Origin of the sequence: Geobacter sp. AOG2, from assembly GCF_019972295.1 — a bacterium.
Classification (GTDB): Bacteria; Desulfobacterota; Desulfuromonadia; order Geobacterales; family Pseudopelobacteraceae; genus Oryzomonas.
Genome location: NZ_BLJA01000001.1, coordinates 2,606,913 through 2,629,444 on the forward strand (window position 1 = coordinate 2,606,913; position 22,532 = coordinate 2,629,444).

The window sequence follows — 22,532 nt, forward strand, 5'->3', positions numbered from 1 at the left end:
TCCGGCAACAACTCATGTCTTCCCGCGAAACACCCCGTATCGGTCGTGCTCGAAGTGGTAAAGCTTTGCAACCTCGATCTTCAGCCAACCCAGACCCGTAAACCGGTACGCAGCCACCCCCAGAAGAGTGCCCAATAACGGTCCGGCCCAGTAAATCCACCAGCCATGCCAGGCGCCTGCGATCACCGCCGGCCCCAGGCTGCGGGCGGGATTGGTGCTGGTGCCTGAAATCGGCGCCTCCGCAAAGACCATGATGGCATACAGGAAGGGAAAAAGGGCCGGTGTGAAAGGCCTGAGCCGATGATGCCGCAGGAAGAAGAAAAGCCCGACGATGAGTGCGAAGGTCGTTACCGTTTCTCCCGCCAATGCCCGGACGATACCGTAGCCCGGCCCCGGAAGTGTCGCGCCGAACGATACGCTGCGCCCCATCTCCCCCCATGCCAGTAACGGCAAGGCGCCCAGCATTGCGCCCGCGAACTGCGCGAGAACATAACCAACGGCATGGCGGGTTTTCAGTTTGCCCAACAGCCGAAAAGCCAAGGTGACGACCGGGTTGATGTGAGCCCCGCTTTCTTTGCCGAGAGGCGAGATCGCAATCAGAGCCCCGGTGGAGCCGAACAGAAATCCGGTGAGCAGACGGCGCAAGCCGGTACTCGGGATGAGTCGGACCACGGGGCTCCCCTCCCCGAATGCCAGGATCACGATCGACAATCCAAAGGCTATGAGCAGCGCCGTGCCCAAAAACTCCGCGCCGTACAGCAGCCATGGGACGGATCGGCCTTGCGCCTCCTTAATCCTCATTATCCTTGCCCCAGAAAAACATGATCTGCGGGGTGGTAGGGCTATGGTCGTTGACAAGTTGCCGGGTGCCGGCCAGTTCCCAGCCTACCCTGGCCATTTGATCCAAGTGTTCTTGTAAGTCGAGTGCCAACAGGTTGTTTACAGGGTAATGCTTGGTCGTGAATGTATATGTTTTAGTCATGACTGCCTCCCCTCTTGGTCGTGCCACAGGTTTGCTGCATAGACATAAGGGCCAGTGCTTATTGATAAGTGTAACATTATTTTCGGCAGATATATTTCCGTTGCGGACGGGGGTGCCGCCAGCGGGGGATAATGCGTAAGCGGCCCTGTCAAGCAGACAGATATAATGGAGGGTTTCCGGTGTAGTTTTCCAAGTATTCGACGTTACGGGTAGCGTACGAAACATATCGAAATTCATACAATTTTAGGCATTGGAGGAGGGGTTCACAGGGACTTGCCTTGAGGAAAAAGATCAGGTGCCGGGCCTACACTATTCAAATTTTGAAATTTGCAGGCCTGGCACCCTCTTCTCTTCCTTGCAGGCGAAGTGAGGCAAAAACCATTTGACAACCTCGGCACACTTGGGCAAAGTACAGCCCATGATCCGTCGAGTCCGCCGCAATACGCAGATTATTAGAACCAGCCATGGAGTGGCGGGATAGTATGCGTTTGTGACGTTACACAGACAATTTTACGGAAACCCGCCCCCCATTGGAGGCGGGTTTTTTATTTTCCGCCTCCGGGGAGCACGAACAGGAGGAGTCCGCATGTCCAGTTTATCCGCATTCGACACCCTGATGACCATTACCAACCGGCCGCCGCTGATCATGACCAGAGGCGAAGGGTCGTGGCTCTTCGACAGCGACGGCAACCGCTATCTCGATTTCATCCAGGGATGGGCGGTCAATTCACTCGGACATGCTCCGCAGGCGGTCGTTGATGCGCTTGCCTACCAGGCAAGCCGTCTGATCAGCCCCAGCCCGGCTTTTTATAACGACCGGTCGATACGGCTTGCCGACCTGCTCACGGCCAACAGTTGCTTCGACCGGGTATTTTTTGCCAATAGCGGTGCCGAGGCCAACGAGGGAGCCATCAAGCTGGCCCGCAAATGGGGAGCCGTCCACAAACAGAACGCCTTTGAGATCATTACCATGATCAATGGTTTTCATGGCCGTACCCTGGCCACCATGTCGGCATCCGGCAAGCCGCACTGGCAGGAGCTGTTCGAGCCGAAAGTCCCCGGTTTCGTCAAAGTGCCGCTCGGAGACCTGGACGCGGTGACCGCGACGATCGGTGAACGGACGGTGGCGATCATGCTGGAACCGGTGCAGGGTGAGGCGGGCGTAATTCCTGCCGGCACGGAGTTTCTCCAGGGCTTGAGGAACCTGGCGGACGAGCACGGCATCCTGCTCATTCTGGATGAGGTGCAGACCGGCATGGGGCGGCTCGGCTCGCTGTTCGCCTATCAGCAGGCCGGTATCGAGCCCGATATCATGACCCTGGGCAAGGGAATCGGCGGCGGGGTGCCGCTGGCGGCGCTGCTGGCCAAGGAGGCGGTCTGCTGTTTTGCGCCGGGCGATCAAGGCGGCACCTACAACGGTAATCCGCTGATGGCAGCCGTGGGATGTGCGGTACTGGAAGAGCTGCTCAGGCCGGGTTTCCTGGAGCATGTCCGGGAAATGGGAGAACGCCTGGCGGCCGGTCTGCGGACGCTATCCGCAAGGCACGGACTCGGAGAGGTACGCGGCACCGGCCTTTTGCTGGCGCTTGCCGTGCCGGAGGGAAATGCCGATTCGGTTGCCGAAGCGGCCCGCGACCAAGGACTGATCATCAACGCCACAAGGCCCGACACCCTACGCTTCATGCCGGCCTTGAACGTCACGGCGGACGAGGTCGATGGCTGCCTGGCGATTCTTGACCGGGTATGTTCAATAAGGAGAGCACCTGACCAATAATGGTGGGCATGCGTCATACCGCTTATCCGGAACGAGTGAACTTATCTTGCGCACGGCCCGGCATTCTGTTAATATAACGCTGATCTATTTTATAATGCCGCCGCAAAGTGCGCACCGGCTGCCGGGCAGGACGGCGGTGCCGGTGGGGGCGCGGCTTCCCGGCAACCCGCAGGTTCATCCCCGCTGCATTGACGGGCAGATAATGGAGGGGTACCTTGAAAGAGACGGATCACAAGGCCGTGGTTGTGTCGAGCGAGAGGTGGAGGCAGTTTGTGCTGGCTCCCCTGGTCGGCGTCTACCTCTTTTCCATGCTCCTGACTCTTTCCCACCTTGGCGAGCCGTTTCCCTTCATGGGGAAACAATACTCGGAGGAGACCAGCGAATTACTGATCTTTGCCGACAGCGTCACCTCTCTATACCTCATCGTCGGAATCCTGAAGCGGCAACGGCTCACCCTCTGGCTGCTCATCATCTACAATTTCGGCGTCGCCTTTAACGGCATCGCCAACCTCTTTCTGCTCCCGGTCCAGCAGATCGTCACCGCTTCGGGGGCCATTGTCCCCGACCACCCCTACCGCCTCAATGCTTTCGGCGTGTTCGTCCTGTTCCTGCTGCTGAACGTGTTCCTGTATCTCAACCGGCGCCACTTCGACAACAAATCCATTTACCTGTGGTAGCGGTAGCCGGCCGGGCTCCGCACCCTGCGCCGCCGTTGGCGATCCGTTATCGCCGCGATCCGGCCGCACTATAGCCGCCGGCAACGCGCCGGCCATTATGCCGCCTCTCGGAAGCCGGCCATGGAGGGTCGGAACCGGGCATGCCCGCCGTTTCGAAAGCGCACAAAGAAGAAGGGCCATGCCGGTCGGCATGGCCCTTCAAACTTTTCACACCGGAATGGTCCCCGGTTCTCCAGCGCCGCTTCGCGGGATGCGGCCGGAGGGGGTGCTTACGCGGTAACCTTGCTCGTAGCGAGGCTTTCCTTGACCTGGGGAGCTTTGTCCTTGATCCAGGCCTCGCCCACAGGAAGCTTGATGCCGGATTCGGCATACACGGCAACGGCCATCAGGTACAGGGCGGAGAAGGCGCAGATCAGCAGGTCATAGGCGGCAAAGGTCCCGGCGAGGGCGCTGCCGGCGAGCTCTTTCAGGTCAAGACCGATAAAGCCGAGGAGCAGGGTAAGGAAGATAAAGGCCAGGGTCGCATGATGTTTCATCGAGGCGACGAAGAGGATGAAGGTGAAGATGGTCCATGCTACCAGGAAGAATCCGAGATCGTTGGCGGAAAATGCCAGCGTCGGGTAGGCTTTGACCAGTTCCGGGTTCTTCCCGAAGATCACCATGAGGCAAAGGGAAATCCAGAAAGCTCCATAACCGGTAAAGGCGCAAAAACCGAAGTTGTTGCCGGTTTTGAATTCCATCAGTCCTGCGATGAGTTGGGCGGAACCGCCGAAGCAGAGCCCGAGCCAGAGGACGGGAGCGATACCGCACCAGCCCAGGTTATGGCATTGCAGCACCATTGTTGTCATTCCAAAACCAGCGAGGCCGACTACCGCAGGATTTCCCAGTTTCATGTCACTCATTTCATCCTCCTATTTCGTTTTGCGATATGTTATTTCGCTCTCTGATCATTCAGCAAGTAGCATACCAACGTTATATATTTTTGTATTCACACAAATATCGTTACATTACGGCAAGTTACGTTCTAAGGCACAAAACCGCCCCCTCCCGCCCGTTTTGCAGCATTGCAAAAACCGGCTTTGACGATTTACGCAACAGGAAGACGGAAAAAACTATAATCCTGCCAGTTCAAACTGTTAGTGCGGCTATGGCGGGCATTTGCATAACTGCAAATCGGGTTTTGCAAAAGTGCAAAAGCACAGAGGGGGGCATGGCCGCGGGGAAACGCGTGAAGTGCGGATTTGTAGGAATGGTGCGGAAACGGGAAGAAAAAGGCATGCGCGGGGGCCTTTGACGCGGGACATCGCCCCCTGTCAAGGGGCGACCCGGCGGGGCCGCCCGCCTGGCTTCAGGGTTTGCGAACCAACTTCTCCAGGGGAAACCCCTGTTTGGCTACCAGGTCAAGGATATGCTGGTAAACATCCTTCTCCATCACCGGTTTGCGGGCCAGCACCCAGAGGTACTTCCGATTGGGCGAACCGACCACGGCGTACTCGTATGACGGCCCCAGATCGATGATCCAGTAGTCTGTCCTGAACGGCCAGAAAAAACTTACCTTCAAGCGGGCGTTGCCCTGGGGATCGACCGACCAGGCCCGCCCCTTCGCTTCACGCCGGCTGTTATCCTTTTCATCGACGCAACGGTTGATCACTTCGACCTCACCGCTGGGTAACAAGGTATATGTGGCGGTACTTCCCCGGCATCCTTCCTGGAAGAAGTGATCGAACCGCGCAATTTCATACCAGACCCCCATATAGCGCGCCAGATCGACGCTCTGGACCGGCGAAACCGGAAGGGGGGCGGTTGCCGCGTTGCCGGCCCCGGCAAACAGGACCGCGGCCATAATCAAAATCGTGGTGATTTCAGTTCGTAACGATGAATTCATTTTCCGGCTTTCGCAGTCGATTTCGGTCGGTTTTCACCAGGTGTCGGCAGTTGCCGCACAAACACTAATTGCCTCTGGGCATGAGGTAGTCCACGTCATCGGCGGTTGGCTTCAGCCAGTCGAATTCGACCAGGTCCGGCAGCACCACCTTATACGTGGCGCCTCCGAAGTCCTTGAGACATTCCGGCGCCCCGTTCTTGATGGCATGCCACGTTCCCGCGATCACCACGACCTTGCGCTCGGGGAATTCGCGCCGGTACTTGACGATGGTGTAGGCCATGGTGCTGTTGCGAAGCGCCTGCGCCTCTTCGAAATTGACGGCGGGAACCGGCGGTGGGGCGTTGCCGAACGCCTGTTGCCTGATGCGCCTCAGGTATTCGGCCTGGCGGGGGGGCAAAGTCCAGCGGAGCCCCGGCGGCAATTCGCTCCTGTCGCTCTCGCTGAGCGACGCGGCGCCCCGCCTTACCACGTTGGCTATGATCCTTTTCGGTACGTTAAGGGCAATCAGGGGGATCTGATTGTCGCGGCAAAAGAGAAACAGGTCCCGGTACAGGTTCCAGCCGTAGGACCAATTCCTGGCGTAGATGGCGGCAAACTCTTTCTCGTCCAATTTCCCCCTGGTCCAGTCGTCGAGATACCTTTGGTTATCCGTGGTGAACATCTCGAGCCCCAGGGCCAATCGGGGGTTTTTGGCATAAAGCGCCCGTATGATTTCCAGCTGTTTGGCGTGGACACGGCTGTCGTCGTGGGTATCGCCGATAAAGACCACCTGGGATCGCCCGATGTCTTCCACGAAGGTACCGAAAGCCACCGGGGCTTTGCCGCTCATACCGATAATTTCCATGGCGGCATGCGCACCGGCGCCCGTGGAAAGCAGCATACCTGCCACCAAGATAAAGGCGAGGAATGTTTTCACTGAATCTCCTTCGTGGATAAGATAACCGCGACTATAGCAGGCATGGTCCGGGTTGGAAACCCGATTGCGGAAACAGCTATTTTCCGCTCCGGGTCAAACAGAGGCCGCCCCCATCCGGAGCGGCCTCTGCGCCACGTACTTTGAACTGCCGGTGCACCTGGCCGGACAGGACTAATCGTCGCCTTCGTCTCCAGCCATTAAATCGAAATGATGCGAATCGACATGTTTGAGGTGCCTTCCCCATACCGATTCGAGAAGCAAAACCGTTCCGCCGATAAAGAGTAACATGAAGATCACCATGGTTCTTCCCCCTTTCCCGGTATAAGCTTTCCCCCTTTTTTTACATTATAATCCGTCTGAAGGGGGTGAACGCAAATAAAATGTGCTGACGCCCCTTGAAAGCAGACATGAGGCGTTTGGAAAAACGATGCCGAGGAGAAGAAGGACGATTCCCGGAGCGCCTCACACGCCTCATCGCCAGGGGTCTGATCAAGCCTACAGCCTCGGGCCGCAGGGAACTAAAAACAGGCAAACCCGTCCGGATGTGACGGCCGTCACATATTATCTGCGCAGGAAAAGGTAAGGTGAGATCATAAAACAGAAGGATATCGACAATACTAAACCATCCGCGAGGATGGGACGGAAAGCCCAAGGGTCTCACCGAGACAGCCGGGTCGCCGAAATATCGAGATGATATTGGCGACCCGGCTTTTTTTGTGCCCACAGCAGGGAAGAAGGGAAGGTAGAACGTATGCGAGCAAAGCAGCACCGTCGCCCAACACCCTGCCTGTTCATGGCCGCCGCACTGGGTACCGCACTGTGCCTGTTTGCCTCCGCCTTGCCCGCCCGAGCCGAAAACCTGGTCCATTTAAGGTTGGCCGATCCGCAACAACTCAACCAATCTCACCCGCAGGCCCGTTCCACCAAACAGACCCGTCTGGCCCTGGACGATGACGGTAACGTCATGGTCCGCTTCAACAGGATGTCGGTCACCTTCATCTACGACGCGGGCGGCAGCCCCCAGGACAACCGGATGCGACCGAATGCTCCCCACCAGGAGGTCGCCTGCCTTGGGGGCCTCAGCGTCAAACTCGGTGTTTCCTTTTAGCCGTTCACCATCCTCCCCTGCAAGATCAAATCGGGTACGACGACGAAAAAGCGCACCTCGTTGACAGGCTGTTGCATAACGCCTTGGGGGAGCTCATTGGGGTAATGTGGGCGGAACATTGTGACGGATGTGAAACATTTGTGAACATAATGTGCAATTGTGCTTTGGTTTCGGGTCTTTTGTCGTAATTGCCTAGAACCTTTTCGCCGGGTAGTGTATGCTAACCATATGATGATGATACTAAAATACAGAGTGCGCGGCGTTTTTGCCGCCTGTTCCACCGGTGCGCACATTGGGGACCGGGGGGCGCCGAAAAGCGCCGATGCGTGCTGAAACATATCTTCTGGGCCATTCAAACGGCCGTCATATATTGCCTCACCCTGGCAGCCGCTCTCCTGCCCGCCTCTCTGACCTGCCGCCTGGGGGCGCTGGCGGGACTTCTCATCCCCTATATCGTCCCCAAACGCCGCGCCGTCATCATCGACAACATCAACCATTCCCTCCCGTTCATGAAGGCCCACCGGCTTTGGAATTCGCCCTGCGACGACGCACCGGGGCTCGCACGGGAAACATTCAAGAACCTGGGCAGATCCCTGATGGAAATCTGCCGGCTGTACCACGGCCGGGGGGTGGAGGTCATCGATAATATCGAGATACGCGGTTGGGCAAACTACGAGGCGGCCAGGGCAAAGGGGAAGGGCCTGATCTTTCTGAGCGGCCATTGCGGCAACTGGGAACTCATGTCCCTGACGCTCAGCAGCCTCTTCGGCAAAGAGGTTTCCGGGGTCGCCCGCCGCCAGAACAACCCCTATCTCAACAGCATGGTCGAGCGGATGCGCTCACGCTTCAACAGCAGGCTGATCTACAAGCAAGGTGCATTGAAGGGCATTCTCGCGGCGTTGCGCAACCGGGAGATGGTCGGCATCCTGGCCGACCAGGCGGTCTTCCCCGAGGAGGGGTACCTGATCGATGTCCTGGGCCGCAAGGCCTGGGGCTCCAAGGCCCCGGTAATCATCGCCAAAAAGAGCGGCGTACCGCTCGTCCCGGTATTCCTCTATCGCGAGGGCGAACGGCATGTGCTCTCCTTTTACCCGGAACACCTCTTCAGCGGCGACATGAGCGATGAGGGCATCCAGGAGGATACCCAGGCCCTGTCGCGCTATGTGGAGGATTTCGTGGTGTCGCACCCGACCCAGTGGTACTGGGTGCATCGGCGCTGGAAGCGGGCCGGGGCCGCCGCGTAACGACAAGATCGCCCCGGAGGGGAAACGATCAATCAACCGGCGGCTTCCCTCCCTTCACCGCAGGCTCGACGCCCCACCCTGAAAAAAAAAGGCTGCCGGAAAATTTCCGGCAGCCTTTTGCATGAAGAATACCGCCTAAACTCAGTGAGAAGCAGCCTTCTCGGCACCCAGGCCGGTTTCGGCACGAAGCATTTGGGCTTTGAACGCCTCACGCTCTTTCTGTGCGCTCGCGCTGCTGTCGGTTACCGACACAAAATACGCAACGATGAGCACCAGCGGCAGGACGACGAAGGTCGGGAAGTCATAGGGGAAGATTGCCGGCCCCATGCCGAGTATCTTGGTCCATACGGTCGGGCCGACGATCAGCAGGCCGATGGAACCGAAGATGCCGGTATAGCCACCCATCACGGCGCCGCGGGTGGTCAACCCCTTCCAGAAGACGGAAAGCACCAGAATGGGGAAGTTGGTGCACGCGGCGATGGAGAAGGTCAGCGCCACGATGTAGGCAACGTTCTGCTTCTCGAAGAGTATGCCAAGGAGGATGGAGAGGACACCGAAGCCGATAACGCAAATCTTGGAGACGAAGACTTCCGTTTTCTCGTCCCCTTTCCCCTTCTTGATCACGTTTGCATAGATGTCGTGGGACAAGGCCGAAACACCGGCCATGGTCAAACCGGAAACGACGGCGAGGATGGTTGCGAAGGCAACCGCCGCGATGAAGCCGAGGAAGAAGTCACCGCCGATGGCGTGGGACAGGTACACGGCCGGCATGTTGCCGCCGCCCTTGAGGTTGAGGATGTTCTTGGTGATGTCGACTACGTACTGCGGGTTGTTGGCAACCATCACGATGGCGCCGAAACCGATGATGAACGTGAGTATGTAGAAGTAGCCGATGAAGCAGGTCGAGTACAGAACGGATTTACGCGCCGCCTTGGAGTCGGTAACGGTGAAGAAGCGCATCAGGATGTGGGGCAGACCGGCGGTACCGAAAATCAGCGTGAGACCCAACGAGATCGACTCGATCGGGTTGGCCTTGGCTCCGATTTTTACCACTGACTGCATGATCGCCATATGTTTGGGATGCAGGGCGACGGCGTCGGAGAACAGTTTCGCGAAGCTGAAGCCCTCGTGGACCATGACGCCTAACGCCATCAGGGTCGCACCGCCCAGCAGCAGGCCGGCCTTGATGATCTGCACCCAGGTGGTGGCCTTCATGCCCCCGAACGTTACGTAGAGGGTGATCAGTATGCCGACGATGACGATGGAGACCGTATAGGAAATCTGCGGGACCAAGGTGTGCAGCAACTGCCCGGCGCCCACCAGCTGGCCGATCAGATACCAGACGACGACGATCAGTGCGCCGATGGCCGCCATGGTACGCACCGGACCCTGCTGGAGCCGGAACGTGACGACGTCGGCATAGGTGTACTTGCCCAGGTTGCGGAGCCTTTCGGCGACCAGGAACAGGATGATCGGCCACCCGACGAGCCAGCCGACGGAGAAGATCAGGCCGTAGAAGCCGTTGAAGTAAACCAGGGCGGCGATACCCAGGAACGAGGCGGCGGACATATAGTCGCCGGCCATGGCCAAGCCGTTCTGGAAGGCGGTGACGCCGCGGCCGGCGGCATAGAAGTCGGCGGCGGTCTTGGTCCGTTTCGCAGCCCAGTACGTGATCACCAGGGTAATGGCAACGAAGACGACGAACATGCTGATCGCATGCCAGTTAACCGGGGGCGGCGCCGCCGGTGCGGCGGGGGCGGGACCGGAATCGACGGTCATTGCCTGGGCAATATTGGCGACAAACAACGCGGCAGAGGACATCAGGGAGGTGAGGATGGTTTTCGCTGTTTTCATTTGGTTGCCTCCTCCATGATTTCACGCATGATCGGGTCATACGTATTGTTCGCCTTGTACACATAGATGCCCGTCAGTATGCACGACATCACAATGATGCCGATGCCTATCGGCATACCCATCGGGATAACACTGTCGGCGGCAATCGGCGCCGTGAGAATGCCGGGGGTATAGGCGATCATCAGGGTAAAGCCGAAGTACATCACGCAGACAATTGCCGAGAGTATCCAGCCGAGCCTGTCACGCTCTTTGACCAGTTTTGCAAACCTGGGATCGTTATGAATCTTGATTGCGATTGATTCCGACATAGCTTCCTCCTTTTGGGATGATTCTTACTTTTGTTGGCGTACCGGTGCTATCACTGATGGTGTGATACGTTTCAGATTCCATGTTTTCGGCATGTATCTCCTTTCTTGTAATTTGACCGCAATCATCAGGCACGCAACGTTGCTTAACCGAGCGTCGCCGGCATATACCCAAATTTGGCGGAAATCAGCGCAGCACTCACTAAAAGCGAAGGAACGATTTCCTTTTCAATACGCTCCTGGACCATCCTGAACGAAGGTGCGAGCAGGGTTACCGCCCCGATGACCTTGCCGGCGTAGTCCTTTACCGCTACGGCGACGCTGCTTATCCCTTCGCCAAGGCCGTCGCGATCAATCGCAACGCCGCCATTCGAACGTATTTCAGACAACTCCGAGGCGAGTTTCTGGGGGTCGGGCATATTCTTCGATTTCCCGCGCCTCGTGGTGGGCAACCATTCCGGCAGTTCCCTCGATTCGAGGGCCTTGATAACCTTGCCGGCCGCATTGGTAAAAAACGGGAACTTTTCCCCGATCATCGGCTTGGCCTTGATTTGCTGATCGCAATCGACCATGTCGAGGAACAGCACCTCATCCCCCCTGATGACCGTCATATAAACCGCCTCGTCAAGCTGCCTGGCGAGGCTTTCCATGACAGGATGCGCCAGGTTGATCACACTGGAATGGCTCAGAATTTTCTGGGCAAGCAGCACCGAGTTCAAACCGACACCGAAATGATAACAGCCGCTAACCGGGTCGCGGTCAACAAAGCCATCCTCTGCCAGCGTCATCAGAATCCGGTATGTCTTATTGCGGGTTATACCCACCTTGGCCGCCAGATGCGGCAGATCGGCAGGGGTCGCTTGCTCAGAGAGAAAATCAAGCAATTCAAACGCTTTTTTGACTGACTGGACAGTATAGCTTGAGTTTGTTTCAAACATAACTCTCCTTTTTTCAATATGTTATAAGACTGCCAGCCGGGACCTATTTTGTATACCATTTTTTGCGTAAAATATTGTTTGCATACCAATTACACTATTTAATAACAGCTTTTTATTTTTTGTGCAATATAATTATTTTATGCGGGAAAAATATTCTTTCTGCTCGTTTTTATTAATAAATTATTCTTTATAAACAATTACTTAAAATGGTACCGCATTTTGCAAAACAGGCAAGTAATTGCGTAAAAAAAGCGTGTAAGGCCGAATCTGCCGGGATGCGCCGGTCCGACACCACCCTTCACCTCGTCTCCCGTGCGGTTGGCTCGCACTCGTCATTGCGGCTCTTTCGACCGCTGCACTCCTTGATGCAGGCCGTGCTGCACCTGCGTCGCCGCGCCTTGGCATCGGCCAAAACAGCAAGGGAACGACTTCCCGCGACTGACCGCACGGAACGCTGGTGAAATTAACCGGGCGAACCGAACGGTTTTGCGTTACACTTGATACAAGATGTTGATACCGGAAAAGGAGTCCCCGAACATGCCAGGCAACGACCGCGGGACGATACTTGTCGCCGAGGACGATCACACCACCGCTTCACTGGTTGCGGCATACCTGGAACGCGAAGGGTTTTCGACCGTCCTCGCCCATGACGGCAGGAAATGTCTTTCCCTGTTCGAGGAGAACAAGCCGGTTTTCGTGATCCTCGACATCATGTTGCCGGGGCTGGATGGATGGGAGATTTGCCGGGCGTTGCGGAAGGTATCCAATGTCCCCATTCTCATGCTCACCGCTCGCGAGGAAGAAATCGACCGGGTAACGGGCCTGGCAATGGGGGCGGATGATTACGTCGTCAAGCCGTTCAGCCTCAGGGAACTGGTGGAACGGGTGAAAGCGATCCTGCGGAGGACGGGGGCGGTCCCGGCCCAAACCCCCGGCGATACCCTGTCCTTCGGCGGCCTGGAGCTGGATTCCGTCAAACATAGCGTCATGCTCGACGGTCGGCCGCTTACCTTGACGTCATTCGAATACAAGCTCCTGCAGGCGCTGATGAGTTCGCCGGGGAAGGCGTTTTCCCGCGAAGAGCTTCTGGATTACTGCTATCAGGACGGCATTGCGGTTATCGACAGGGTCATCGACGTCCACATCGGCAAACTCCGTCAGAAGATCGAGCAAGACCCGTCCATGCCCCAGTATATTCTTACGGTCAGGGGCTACGGCTACCGCTTCAACAATGACATCGCAGCGCAGGGGGACACGTGAGGCGGCGCCTGCTCTGGAAATTGCTGATCGGCAACACCGTGCCGGTCATCGCGGTCATAATCCTGTTGGTCTGGTTTGCCGTCGACCAGTTGGCGGCCGACTATTTCACCGTCCTCATGAAGCAGTACCACATCGACCCGGTCGATTCCCACCGCATGTTCCTCACGGCCATTCACCGGTATCTGATCTGGGCCTCACTCGCCGCGCTGGCTCTCGCCCTGATCCTGAATTTCCTCCTGACCCGCAAGTTATTGCGGCCGCTTTTCCAGATGAGCGCCATTACCAGGCAAGTGGCCAAGGGCAATTACACCGAGCGTGTGGACGTGGTCTCCTCGGACGAAGTGGGGCAACTTGCCCGGTCCTTCAATCAGATGGCCGACAGCCTTGAAAAGATCGAACGGCTGCGCAAGAACATGGTGGCCGATATCGCCCATGAATTGCGCACCCCCCTGACCAACCTTCGCGGCTGCATGGAAGCGATGAGCGACGGCGTCATACCCGCTTCGCGGGAAACCTTCACGATCCTGGAAAACGAATCCATGCGCCTGGTCCGCCTGGTGGAAGACCTGCAGCAACTGGCCAGGGCCGATGCGGCAAGGGCCTATCTGGACCGGCAGGAAATATCCCTGCACCTGCAGCTTCATCAGATCGTCGATCTGTACCAGCCGAATTTCCGGGAAAAGGAGATAGCGGTGGAATGGCGCCTGGAACCCGGCAGCGAGATGGTGACTGCCGACAGGGACAAACTGCTCCAGGCCATCCGCAACCTGGTGGACAATGCCTGGAAGTATACCCCCGCCCATGGAACCGTTACCATTTCGACCTCCCGGACCGCCGACGGCATCAAGACCGTAGTTGCCAACCGTTGCGGAGGCATTGACGAAAAAAGCCTCCCGTTCATCTTCGAGCGGTTTTTCCGGGCGGAGCGTTCCCGGTCGCGCAATGACGGCGGCGCGGGCATCGGCCTGGCGATCGTAAAGGAATTGATAGAAGCCCACGGCGGGCACGTCGGCGCTGAGAGCGATACCGCCTGGACCCGCGTCTGGTTCACCCTCCCCTCCCCGGTGCATCCTTTACCATAGCTTTACACACTCGATATTATTGCTTTACCTTTTCTTGCTACCGTTGATTCAGAGAGAAGGTTACCCGTAAGGGTAGTCTCCCGATCACGAGAGCAAGGTGGTGAATGGCCATGAAAATTCCAGTCGTTTTTGTCAACGGTTCGTTGGGCGTGATATGCGGCGAGGATCTGGACGAGATGTTGGACAAGAAGCTCATAGTTGCGTTCCAGCGTTCCTCCGGCTTGGCGATTGTCGGCAGGGATGAAACAAGAAGCGCCCGCGGTTACGGGAGCGGCAGCTGGAGAGACCGCAAAAGCCGTCAGCGGCCGCGCGAAGAGGTCATACTCCTGCCGCGGCGAATAATGATCGGTACCGAACAAAGCGCGGGCCGGGAACGGGGAATGGAGAACAAAAAATGAGAAACGCGATCCTTATAACCGGGGTACTCATAGCCTTATCGGCGGCAGTTTTCGCGGTCCGTTCGAATTCAACGGCGGATACGGCAAAGACCGGTCAACCGGTTCAGGGCAAACTGGAAACGGCCACGTTTGCCGGGGGTTGTTTCTGGTGCATGGAACACCCGTTCGACGAGTTGCCCGGTGTTGTTTCGGTGACGTCCGGGTATACCGGCGGCCACAAGAAAAATCCCACCTACGAGGAGGTCTCGGCCGGCGGGACCGGCCATGCCGAATCGGTGCAGATCATCTACGACCCGTCGAAAATCGGCTATGAGAAGTTGCTGGCCGTCTATTGGCACAATATCGATCCGACCGTGAAAGACCGCCAGTTCTGCGACTCGGGACACCAATACCGCAGCGCGATCTTTTACCACACGGAGGAACAGCGAAAAGCGGCCTTGAAGTCCAGGGAGGCCCTTCAAATGAACAAGCCGTTTCCGGGACAGATCGTCACCGAGATAACCCCGGCCACCGAATTCTACCCGGCAGAGGAATATCACCAGCACTACTACAAAAAGAACCCCATCAGGTACAGATTCTATCGCTCAAGCTGCGGCCGGGACAACAGGCTGAAAGAGCTGTGGGGCAACCAGGCAGGACACTGACCGTGTCCTGGGGAGGATATCATGCTGTCACGCAGATTGTTTCTCGTCGGCGGGTTATGCACCATCATTACCGCCTGCAACAGAAAGGCGCACCTTCCGGAAGCTGACGCCGCTTCCATGGCTTCCGGAGAAGCCGCGCCTGCACGAATCCGGTTATATTCCGCAGCCGGGAAGGGATATATCATGAGCGACAGGGTTATCAGGACCGATGCCGAATGGCGCAGGCTGTTGACGCCGGAGCAGTATCATGTCACCCGTGAAGAGGGAACGGAACGGGCCTTCAGCGGCGCGACCTGGAACAACCATGACCACGGCATCTACCAGTGCATCTGCTGTGGCAACGACCTGTTCAGCTCGGAGACCAAGTTCGAATCCGGCACCGGCTGGCCGAGCTTCTGGCAGCCCATCGCCCCGGAAAACATAGCGACCCGCGAAGACGACAGCCTTTTCATGAAACGGACGGAAGTCAGGTGCGCCCGGTGCGATGCCCATCTGGGCCACGTGTTCGATGACGGCCCCAAACCCACGGGGTTGCGCTATTGCATGAATTCGGCGGCAATGAAGTTCGTGAAGTCCTGATCCACCTGCACAGGAGCCGTCAGGGAAAGGGTTGATGCTCCTGTCCGGCCCGCGCCCCGTCACCTTCTCATCGGGGCAGTTCCGTATCCGGCTCCCCGCGGAACGTCAGGTAGAGGAACAGCAGGGACGGCACCAGGATGACGGTGCCGACCACGAGGATGATGAAATAGGCGACGAGCGTGGCGTGGGGCGCCGCCGCTGCCGCCAGGGCAAGCTGCCCCACGAGGAAGTCCGGGAACACGGCCGCCGCGAAGCCGGCGAGCGTCATGGCGACGGTCCCCGCGGCACAGACCTGAGCCCACAGGAACCGACGCCGCCAGAGAAGTATTTGGGTCGTGATGCCGAAGATCACGGCCAATGAGACGCACAAGGCCGCCTCCGAGCCCATGAGGCGCCCGGCGAAGACGGGGGCCTCCATCATGGCGACGGGGACCTCCGCGGTGGTCAGGATGCCGAGCGTCCAGGCGGCGATCATCCCCCGCAGCCTGAAATCCCCCTGCAATTCCCCCGTAGTGCGCACCGTCATGTAGATCGGCGCCAGGTAGGCGCAGACGGCCATCCCCACCAGCCCTCCCACCAGGGTGAACGGGCTGAGCCAGAACCACGGCGCCGCATGCGCCTGCCCGCCGACGAGTATGATCTTCCCGGTGACCGATGCGGTCACCGCCATGCCCAGGGCGAAGGGGGTCAGGATGCTCGAAATGGCGAAGATGCCGGCCACGAAGGGGATGTGTTCCCCCCTCTGGCTGCCGAAGTGGCGGAAGGCAAAGGCCGCTCCCCGGAAGTTGATACCGATCAGGGCGACCACGATGGGGACCAAAAGTACGGTAAAGAGGGCGCTGAATCCCGTGGGAAAGCAGGTGAACAGCGTCACCACCACGAAGATGAGCCAGACGTGATTGGTCTCCCACACCGGTCCGATGGCGTGAAAGAGGCTGTCCCGCTGCTGCCGGGCGCGGGGACCGGAGGCAAGGGCGGTCCAGATGCCGCCGCCGAAGTCGGCGCCGCCGAAAACCGCGTACATGACCAGCCCGAGGAAAACGGCCCCGCCCGCCAGGTTCTCAAGAGTTCCCATGCCGCCCCTCCGCTGCCGTTTCCAGCCCTTTTCCCGCCGCGGCCGGCCTGAACAGAAGCCACAGGAGTCCGGCGGTAAGCGCCAGGTAGACCATGAGGAAGGTGAACAGTACGAGTCCGATGCCGGTCTGGGTCGTCACGCCTTCGGCCACGCGCATGTGCCCCTGGGCAATCCACGGCTGGCGGCCGAATTCGGTGACGAGCCAGCCGCTTTCCAGGGCGATCATGCCGAACGGGGAGGCGAACAGGAGCGTCCGCAGCAGCCAGGTGTCCTGCGCTATATCCCTGCGCCGCCAGCGCAGCCACCAGAACCAGGCGGCGGCCCCGATCATGATGAAGGCGGAGCCCACCATCAGGTCGAAGAAGGGGTGGACAAGCCGCGGGTCGGGGGTGGTGCCCGGGGGGAAGGCGTCGAGCCCCTCCACGACGGAATCGAGATCGCGGTGGGCCAGGAAGCTTAAAAGTTTGGGGATCTCGATCCCGTACAGCACCTTCCCCGAAGCGGGGTCCGGCCAGCCGGCGACGACGAGCGGCGCGCCCCTGGTGGTGACGAACAGGGCCTCCATGGCCGCCAGCTTGGGCTTCTGCTGCACGGCCAGGGTCGTGGCGGCCCAATCCCCGGAGATCAGCATGAGCGGGAGGCATACGGTGGCAACGGCCAGGGACAGGTTCAGGGCGCATGTATTGACAGCGCGGTCGCGGCCGCGCAACAGAGCCGCCGCGGACACGCCGGCCACGGCGAAACCGGTTGCCACGTATGCCGCCAGGGTCCCGTGCACCGCCTCGTGGGCCCATGCCGGGTTGGCAAAGGCCCGGAGGGGGTGGATATCGGCAAGGGCCCCGTTCACAATACTGAAACCGGCAGGGGTATTCATCCAGGCATTGGCGCTGATGACGAATGCCGCCGAGACGGCAGAGGCAAGCGTGAGGGGGATGGTGCAGAAGAAGAGCATGCCGCGGGAGAGCCTTCGGGCGCCGTAGATGTAGAGGGCGAGGAAGATGGCCTCGGTAAAGAAGGCAAAACCCTCCATGGAAAAGGCGAGACCGATGAGGGGGCCGCTGAACGCCATGAACCGGGGCCACAGAAAGCCCAACTCGAAGGAAAGAATGGTGCCGGAGACCGCGCCGATGGCGAACAGGACCCCCGCGGGACGTATCCAGCGCCGGGCAAGCTGGTGGTAGGTCTCGTCCCCGGTTCTGAGCGACCGCCATTCGGCGAGCATCAGCAAGAGCGGCAGCCCGACCCCGATGGTCGAGTAGATGATGTGAAAGCCAAGAGAGATGCCCATCAGGGCGCGGGCCGAGACTATTTCGCCCATCGCGCCTCCTTTGCCGCACATAAGAGCTGGGTGCTTGCGGCGCTTTTCTGTGCATGTTGGCCTGAATCGATAAGGCCGCCGCGCTGTTTGAAACTCTACCGCCGTAACGGAGGATTGTCAAAGGGGTATACCCCGGACACGGCTCCTGTTGTCCGGGAACAGCCGGGAGTCCCGGGCCCGTTTCAGGAAAAGACATAACCGGCAGCCGTCCGCGTGGCTGCCGTCAGGCGGGCCGTTACGTCCCCCTATCCAACTCCTTCCTTACCGCAACCCCGAATTTCTCCATGGTGTAAGGCTTCCGGACATAGCTCCCCGCGCCCAATTGCTGCGCCGCCTTGACCCGTTCGGACTCGGAGAATCCGCTCGTGATGACGACTCGCTGGCCGGGGTGGATTTCGATGATCCGCTTGTAGGTGTCCAATCCGTCCATCCCGCCCGGCATTATCATATCCAGGACGACCAGGTCGGGCTTGTTGCGGCGAATACTTTCAAGGGCCGCTTCGCCGCTGGCCACGGAGGCGACGTCGTATCCGAGTTTTGCCAGCATCCTGGTTGCAATTTCGGCCTGTTCCGGCATGTCGTCGACAACGAGGACCCGTTCCGTGCCCAGGTATTCCTCCAGGCCCATCCTGCGCGGATTCGCATCCTCATTTTCCCGTGTGGCCGGCACGTACAAAACGATCTGCGTACCCTCTCCCTCTCTGCTTTGCAGATCGATGTAGCCGTTGTAGTCTTTCACGGTCGCCCAGACAACGGTCATTCCCAACCCGGAGCCGCTCCGTTTCATCGTTTTTTTACTGTAAAACGGTTCAAAGATCCTTTTCGAATCCTCTTTGGCAATCCCGACGCCTTCGTCGGCGACGCTTACGCAGACATATTCGCCCGCCGGGATCATCTCGTAAAGCTCCAGCGGCATATCGAGGTACCTGTTGTATGTCGAGACACGGATCGCGCCTCCCGCGGGCATGGCCTCTGCCGAATTGTTCAGAAGGTTCATGATTGCCTTTGAGAATTGGGCGCGGGAGCCTGTGGCGTTCATGAGGTCCGGGGCAAGATCGCTTTCAATCGTGACATTCGGATGGTCTTGCCTTGTTTTGGCAAATTCCGGGGAGGCAAGATAGTCGGATACGACCGTGTTGAGGTTGATGATTTCGGAGACCTTGACCCCGCGGCGGGCCAGCGACAGAAGGTCTTCCACGATCTCGGCGGCTTTTTGGCCGGTCTTCTGGATGGCTGCTATCTTATCCCGCAAAGGGCTGTCCTGGGGCAATTCGAGCAGCAGCAGCTCGGGATACGCGACCAATCCGCACAGGATATTGTTCAGATCATGGGCGACCCCTGCGGCAAGGTTTCCCACGGCCTCCATTTTTTGGGCGCGCAGTAACCGCTCTTCAAGTTTTTTCTGTTCCGTGATGTCCCGTATTATCCCCTGGGTCCCCACAAAATTCGAAGCGGCGGGGGTGTCTCCACGGTAGAGGCCTTCGGCCGATACGCTGAAATGGCCCATCTCTTCGCCGTCTCCGTCATGATGATGCGGCAGCAGCAGCCGGATTTCCAAGTCATAGGTGGCCCTCTCGCCGGTGCGTTTCTCGTTGAGCCGGTACTTGGCCTTATCAAGATCATCCGGTGCGACCAGATCGAAAATCGGTTGACCGATGAGTTTGTCCGGTGCGTCCGTGTACTTGGAGATGGCGGGACTTATGAAGGTGATCCGGCCATGGGAATCCAGCCGGAAGATGATATCGGGAACTGATTTTATGATGGAATTGAGGTCGTCTTCACTGCTTTTGAGCAGAAGCAGGGCATCATCGGCCCGATGTCTCGAATACTGTTGTTTTTTCCAACTCTTCAGAATGGTCAGGACCGTATAGTTGAGCACGACCAGGGAGGTCGGCAGTACGGGGGAGAGTAACACCCCTGTTCTCTGAAACAGCGCGCCGGCCCCGGCCCAGAAGACAATAAGGGCCGTCGCGGCGGTCAACCCGCTCGCGAGAATTTCCATGTTGGCGATCAGAAAACAGACCAAAACCGCGGCGAGAAGACCGGCCAGGGCTTCCCACATGATGAAGTCGGCGGAACGGACGGCGACCCGGCCGGTCAGCAGGTTCTCCAGCAGACGCGCTTGGAGTTCCACATCCGAAGCGACCTTCCGTGCGGGGGTCTGGTAAATTTTACCCACCCCCGAGGCCGATGAGCCGACCAGCACAATCTTGTTTTTGAAACGGGCCGCCGCAACCCGGCTGTCCGCGTCCAGAAGGTCGGCGGCGGAGACCCGTTGAACGTCTCCGGGGCTGCCGCCGAAATTGATGGTCACGTTTCCCTGCCGGTCGATCGGGATGACCGCCCCGCCGGCGGCAAGGTCCAGAAGGCCGTTCGCTCTTTGCTCTATCCGTATCTGGGTAATCTTTCCCGACTGCATCAACGTCGCGAGAGCGAAGGATGGGTACAGCTTACCCTCAAACCCGATCAGGACCGGGACATGCCTGAGAATCCCGTCCGAATCCGGGGTCGCATTGAGAAACCCCGAGTAGGATACGGCGTCGGAAAACAGCGTGCGGTTGCAGACGACGCTTTGGGCAGAAAAAAACCCCGACTTGACCAGTTCCGAATCCTTGCTGTTGACCCAGAGGGTATTGAGCGGATGCAGGCGGCAGGATTTCCACCACGTGCTCTTGGTGAAGAGAAATTCGTAACCGAGGACGAACGGCCCCTTTGCCAGAGTTTCCGCCAGGTACCGGTCATGATCGATCAACCCCGGGGTAACCGCCGACATGTCGATCTTGTAACCGAGTTCCCGCCCGATGACGGATTGCCAAATGCCGGGCGACGTGCGGTCCGCTTCCGCCAGGATCAGGTCGAGGCCGACGCTTCCCGCTCCCAGCGCCTCGATTTTTTGCAGCAGCTTCGCCAGGCGGTACCTGGGCCACGGCCATTGGCCATATTTCGCCAGGCTCGCATCGTCGATGTCAACCATCACCACGGCGCCGGATACGGCTGTTCTACCGGGAAAAGAGAGAATGGCGTCGGTGGCCTTATTGTTTATCGATTCGACAAAGCGGGGATTGACGAGGTAGACCGCAACGACAGCAAGACTCAACAAAAGTCCGGAGAGTTGCAATGTCCTTGTCAGTCTTTTCGAGTGATTATCGGGAGTTTTATCGTTCACGGCGCGACCGTTACCTTACCACGACTTCCACTCTTCGGTTCCTCGGTTCGCTCACATTATCCGCCGTCTTTATCAACGGGTTTTCCTTTCCGTGGGAAGAAACCTTGATGTACCGGGGATCGACCCCCTTTCGGACCAGCAGATCCCTGACGGAGTCCGCCCTGTTTTTTGACAGGGCCAGGTTGTACTCCCTGCTCCCGACCGTGTCCGTATGGCCGACAACCGAGATGTCGGTTGAATCCCGCTCCTTGATGGCTGCCAGGATTCCGGGCAGAAGCCCGGCGGAATCCGGGGTAAGCACAAGGTCTTTTTCAAAATAGAGCAGGTAGTGGACCGGAGGTTTGGGCTGTACCGAGAGTGCGTCCGAAAAGAGGGCATTGATGGCATCCTGGCTCATGGCGGCCGGAGGGGGGGGCGCCTGGGTATTGCTTGTGACCGCGGTCGCCTGGTTGGGGGATGCGACATCCACGCTGCCGGCCTGGTTGGAAACCGTGATGGCGCCGGTCTTCCCGCCCGGATCCGGCGTCAGGACGACCACCGTTCCGGCGGCACAGCCGCCGACAACCACAATCAGAACGGAAAGCAGAGCCATTCGCAACCTGTGGGCCATTGTCATATCCTCCACCTGCGCAATTATCGGGCCGTCATGCCCCTGCCCTGTTCAATCGACCTTTATCAGAACGTGGGTCCCTCTCAAGCCGACCGTCGCCTGCGGTGTTTCGATCCGCACAAGGTTGGGTGCCAGTTTGGCTATTTGCCCGGACAGATAGGATACCGTTCCCTGGATGATCCTGGTGATGAAGGATAAGCGTTTTTCGCTCGGCTGGAACAAAAAATCCTCTATCACGACCCTGCTGTCCGGACCGACGGAGATCACGGTGTCGTCCTCGAAGATCATTCCGACCTTGCCATTGCTTCCTGTCCTTATCTGATCCCCCTTCAGGAGCTTCATGTGTGCCGCCGCCTTTATGGGGGTTCCGTTTCTCAGGATCGCGACGTCGCCGACCACGGACTTTACGACCCCCGCGTGATCGGGGCCGGCCGCCATGCAGGGGAGGTTAAAGACCGGAACGAGGGACACGGCAAAAAACACCACCAGAAAATATCTCATGATCAGGGTCCCCCCGCTCGGCATACGCAGCAAAATGCTGGTTAAATAATACCTTGGGATTGCTCAATGTCAATTTGGCCGGAGGGCCGTCTTTTGACAAACAAAACCTCTCGTGTAACATTGGACCGGATGTCCCGTGCGGTCGGTTCGTACCCGCAATTCCCACGACTCTCCGCTCGGGACGCGAAACAGGTCCGCGACATCGGGGAAAGGAGG

General features: G+C 58.5%; 23 protein-coding genes and 1 riboswitch. Of the genes, 9 read left to right on the forward strand and 14 right to left on the reverse strand.

Going from position 1 to position 22,532, the window contains the following annotated elements; all coding sequences use genetic code 11:
- Positions 1–12 precede the first annotated feature (12 nt).
- A complete protein-coding gene (locus LDN12_RS11965) occupies positions 13–801 on the reverse strand; it encodes an MIP/aquaporin family protein (RefSeq protein WP_223922892.1) in 789 nt (262 codons plus the stop codon).
- Positions 791–982 carry a hypothetical protein gene (locus tag LDN12_RS11970; RefSeq protein ID WP_223922893.1) on the reverse strand — a complete coding sequence of 64 codons (192 nt, stop codon included), beginning with the start codon at positions 980–982 and terminating at the stop codon, positions 791–793. Before LDN12_RS11970 ends, LDN12_RS11965 begins: the two co-directional genes overlap by 11 nt.
- Before the next feature lie 586 nt (positions 983–1,568).
- Between LDN12_RS11970 and LDN12_RS11975 the strand changes: the two genes are divergently transcribed.
- Together LDN12_RS11975 and LDN12_RS11980 are read left to right on the forward strand one after the other, a co-directional pair.
- The gene (locus LDN12_RS11975; protein ID WP_223922894.1) at positions 1,569–2,756 is read left to right on the forward strand and encodes an acetylornithine transaminase; all 1,188 of its coding nucleotides are present in this window, start codon (positions 1,569–1,571) and stop codon (positions 2,754–2,756) included.
- Positions 2,757–2,971: 215 nt separating this feature from the next.
- A complete protein-coding gene (locus LDN12_RS11980; protein ID WP_223922895.1) occupies positions 2,972–3,433 on the forward strand; it encodes a hypothetical protein in 462 nt (153 codons plus the stop codon).
- A gap of 269 nt (positions 3,434–3,702) precedes the next feature.
- On the opposite strand, the gene LDN12_RS11985 is transcribed toward LDN12_RS11980, so the two are convergent.
- The 4 genes from LDN12_RS11985 to LDN12_RS17885 all read right to left on the reverse strand — a co-directional run bounded on the left by LDN12_RS11985 (position 3,703) and on the right by LDN12_RS17885 (position 6,534).
- Entirely contained in the window at positions 3,703–4,335 is a 633-nt protein-coding gene (locus LDN12_RS11985; protein WP_223922896.1) for an acetate uptake transporter, read from the reverse strand.
- Between the two features lie 446 nt (positions 4,336–4,781).
- The gene (locus LDN12_RS11990) at positions 4,782–5,276 is read right to left on the reverse strand and encodes a lipocalin family protein (RefSeq protein ID WP_223922897.1); all 495 of its coding nucleotides are present in this window, start codon (positions 5,274–5,276) and stop codon (positions 4,782–4,784) included.
- Positions 5,277–5,382: 106 nt separating this feature from the next.
- On the reverse strand, positions 5,383–6,234 hold the full coding sequence (locus LDN12_RS11995; protein ID WP_223922898.1) for a ChaN family lipoprotein: 852 nt from the start codon (positions 6,232–6,234) through the stop codon (positions 5,383–5,385).
- A 171-nt stretch (positions 6,235–6,405) separates the two neighbouring features.
- On the reverse strand, positions 6,406–6,534 hold the full coding sequence (locus tag LDN12_RS17885; protein ID WP_274382213.1) for a hypothetical protein: 129 nt from the start codon (positions 6,532–6,534) through the stop codon (positions 6,406–6,408).
- A 306-nt stretch (positions 6,535–6,840) separates the two neighbouring features.
- Positions 6,841–6,916: riboswitch (cyclic di-GMP riboswitch) on the forward strand.
- A gap of 69 nt (positions 6,917–6,985) precedes the next feature.
- Here LDN12_RS17885 and LDN12_RS12000 point away from each other — a divergent pair.
- Together LDN12_RS12000 and LDN12_RS12005 are read left to right on the forward strand one after the other, a co-directional pair.
- A complete protein-coding gene (locus LDN12_RS12000; RefSeq protein WP_223922899.1) occupies positions 6,986–7,342 on the forward strand; it encodes a hypothetical protein in 357 nt (118 codons plus the stop codon).
- A 326-nt stretch (positions 7,343–7,668) separates the two neighbouring features.
- Positions 7,669–8,586, forward strand: coding sequence for a lysophospholipid acyltransferase family protein (locus LDN12_RS12005; RefSeq protein WP_275951778.1), 918 nt, complete (start codon positions 7,669–7,671; stop codon positions 8,584–8,586).
- A gap of 141 nt (positions 8,587–8,727) precedes the next feature.
- Here the strand turns inward: LDN12_RS12005 and actP are convergent, their stop codons facing one another.
- From actP to LDN12_RS12020, 3 genes are all read right to left on the reverse strand, one after another.
- A complete protein-coding gene (gene actP / locus LDN12_RS12010) occupies positions 8,728–10,440 on the reverse strand; it encodes a cation/acetate symporter ActP (RefSeq protein ID WP_223922900.1) in 1,713 nt (570 codons plus the stop codon).
- Positions 10,437–10,748, reverse strand: a complete 312-nt coding sequence (locus LDN12_RS12015) for a DUF485 domain-containing protein (RefSeq protein WP_223922901.1) — start codon at positions 10,746–10,748, stop codon at positions 10,437–10,439. The genes actP and LDN12_RS12015 overlap by 4 nt, the downstream gene beginning before the upstream one ends.
- Before the next feature lie 143 nt (positions 10,749–10,891).
- A complete protein-coding gene (locus LDN12_RS12020) occupies positions 10,892–11,683 on the reverse strand; it encodes an IclR family transcriptional regulator (RefSeq protein WP_223922902.1) in 792 nt (263 codons plus the stop codon).
- A 537-nt stretch (positions 11,684–12,220) separates the two neighbouring features.
- Between LDN12_RS12020 and LDN12_RS12025 the strand changes: the two genes are divergently transcribed.
- The 5 genes from LDN12_RS12025 to msrB all read left to right on the forward strand — a co-directional run bounded on the left by LDN12_RS12025 (position 12,221) and on the right by msrB (position 15,646).
- Entirely contained in the window at positions 12,221–12,943 is a 723-nt protein-coding gene (locus tag LDN12_RS12025; protein WP_223922903.1) for a response regulator transcription factor, read from the forward strand.
- Positions 12,940–14,025 (forward strand): cell wall metabolism sensor histidine kinase WalK, encoded by a 1,086-nt coding sequence (locus LDN12_RS12030; protein ID WP_223922904.1) that lies wholly within the window; start codon positions 12,940–12,942, stop codon positions 14,023–14,025. Before LDN12_RS12025 ends, LDN12_RS12030 begins: the two co-directional genes overlap by 4 nt.
- Positions 14,026–14,135: 110 nt before the next feature.
- Positions 14,136–14,423: a hypothetical protein gene (locus LDN12_RS12035; RefSeq protein ID WP_223922905.1), complete on the forward strand. Its 288-nt coding sequence runs from the start codon at positions 14,136–14,138 to the stop codon at positions 14,421–14,423.
- Positions 14,420–15,067, forward strand: coding sequence for a peptide-methionine (S)-S-oxide reductase MsrA (msrA, locus tag LDN12_RS12040; RefSeq protein ID WP_223922906.1), 648 nt, complete (start codon positions 14,420–14,422; stop codon positions 15,065–15,067). The genes LDN12_RS12035 and msrA overlap by 4 nt, the downstream gene beginning before the upstream one ends.
- Before the next feature lie 21 nt (positions 15,068–15,088).
- Positions 15,089–15,646 (forward strand): peptide-methionine (R)-S-oxide reductase MsrB, encoded by a 558-nt coding sequence (msrB, locus tag LDN12_RS12045; RefSeq protein ID WP_223922907.1) that lies wholly within the window; start codon positions 15,089–15,091, stop codon positions 15,644–15,646.
- A gap of 67 nt (positions 15,647–15,713) precedes the next feature.
- On the opposite strand, the gene LDN12_RS12050 is transcribed toward msrB, so the two are convergent.
- The 5 genes from LDN12_RS12050 to LDN12_RS12070 all read right to left on the reverse strand — a co-directional run bounded on the left by LDN12_RS12050 (position 15,714) and on the right by LDN12_RS12070 (position 22,316).
- Positions 15,714–16,721 (reverse strand): cytochrome d ubiquinol oxidase subunit II, encoded by a 1,008-nt coding sequence (locus LDN12_RS12050; protein ID WP_223922908.1) that lies wholly within the window; start codon positions 16,719–16,721, stop codon positions 15,714–15,716.
- The gene (locus LDN12_RS12055; RefSeq protein ID WP_223922909.1) at positions 16,708–18,039 is read right to left on the reverse strand and encodes a cytochrome ubiquinol oxidase subunit I; all 1,332 of its coding nucleotides are present in this window, start codon (positions 18,037–18,039) and stop codon (positions 16,708–16,710) included. Before LDN12_RS12055 ends, LDN12_RS12050 begins: the two co-directional genes overlap by 14 nt.
- 235 nt (positions 18,040–18,274) lie before the next feature.
- A complete protein-coding gene (locus tag LDN12_RS12060) occupies positions 18,275–21,136 on the reverse strand; it encodes a CHASE2 domain-containing protein (RefSeq protein WP_223922910.1) in 2,862 nt (953 codons plus the stop codon).
- 79 nt (positions 21,137–21,215) lie between these two features.
- Positions 21,216–21,821, reverse strand: a complete 606-nt coding sequence (locus LDN12_RS12065; protein WP_223922911.1) for an OmpA family protein — start codon at positions 21,819–21,821, stop codon at positions 21,216–21,218.
- A 45-nt stretch (positions 21,822–21,866) separates the two neighbouring features.
- On the reverse strand, positions 21,867–22,316 hold the full coding sequence (locus LDN12_RS12070; RefSeq protein WP_223922912.1) for a FecR domain-containing protein: 450 nt from the start codon (positions 22,314–22,316) through the stop codon (positions 21,867–21,869).
- Positions 22,317–22,532: the final 216 nt, after the last annotated feature.